The sequence below is a fragment of the Kocuria sp. cx-455 genome, from assembly GCF_057707085.1.
Genome location: NZ_JBYIPM010000012.1, coordinates 1 through 1,168 on the forward strand (window position 1 = coordinate 1; position 1,168 = coordinate 1,168).

The 1,168-nt window shown below is 68.0% G+C and carries 1 pseudogene; it reads left to right on the top strand.

What is annotated here, in order from left to right:
* Positions 1–1,162: pseudogene (locus AC3ENJ_RS12705) on the top strand (ISL3 family transposase); the annotation flags it as partial.
* Positions 1,163–1,168: the final 6 nt, after the last annotated feature.

Consider the following 1,168-nt stretch of genomic DNA (forward strand, 5'->3'; position numbering starts at 1 on the left):
TGCGGCTGTGAGGGGAACCCCGCGCGGCAGCGTGGTTCGCCGGTTGGCGCACGAGCCGTTCGGTTGGCGACCCACCGTCCTGCTGATCACGGTGCGCCGCTACCGGTGTTCCGAGTGCGGGCACGTGTGGCGCCAGGACATGAGCAAGGCCGCCGAACCGCGATCCAAGCTGTCCCGGCGGGCGCTGCGCTGGGCGCTGGAAGCACTCGTGGTCGACCACCTCACCATCGCCCGGATCGCCGAAGGCTTGGCCGTGTCGTGGAACACCGCCAACGACGCCGTCCTGGCCGAAGGCCGGCGGGTCCTGATTGATGACCCGAAGCGGTTCGACGGCGTGCGCGCGCTCGGCGTCGACGAGCACGTCTGGCGCCCCACTCGCCGCGGCGACAGATACGTCACCGTGATCATCGACCTCACTCCGATCAGGAACAACACCGGCCCGGCACGCTTGTTGGACATGGTCGAGGGCCGCTCCAAGCAAGCATTCAAGACCTGGCTCGCTGCCCGTCCCAAGCAGTGGCGGGCCGGGGTGGAGGTCGTCGCGATGGACGGCTTCACCGGGTTCAAGACCGCCACCACCGAAGAGCTGCCCGATGCCACTGCTGTGATGGATCCATTCCACGTGATCCGCCTCGCCGGGGATGCCCTCGACCAATGCCGCAGGCGGGTCCAGCAAGACCTCCACGGCCACCGCGGCCGTGCCACCGACCCGCTCTACCGGGCCCGCCGCACCCTCCACACCGGTCTGGACCTGCTCACCGCCCGACAGAAGACCCGCCTAGAGACCCTGTTCGCCGGCGATGACCACCTCGAGGTCGAGACCACCTGGGGCATCTACCAGAAGATGATCGCTGCCTACCGGGAACCCGACCGGGCCACGGGACGCATCCGCATGCACGCCGTCATCGACGCCATCGGCAGCGGTGTCCCCGCCGCTCTGAAGGAGGTTATCGTGCTGGGCCGCACCCTGAACAAGCGGGCCGCTGACATCCTCGCCTACTTCGACCGGCCCGGCACCTCGAATGGCCCCACCGAGGCCATCAACGGTCGGCTCGAACACCTCCGCGGCTCAGCCCTCGCCTTCCGCAACCTCGTCCACTACATAGCCAGATCGCTGCTCAAGACCGGCGGATTCAGACCCCAACTACACCCTGCTTTGTGATGAGCC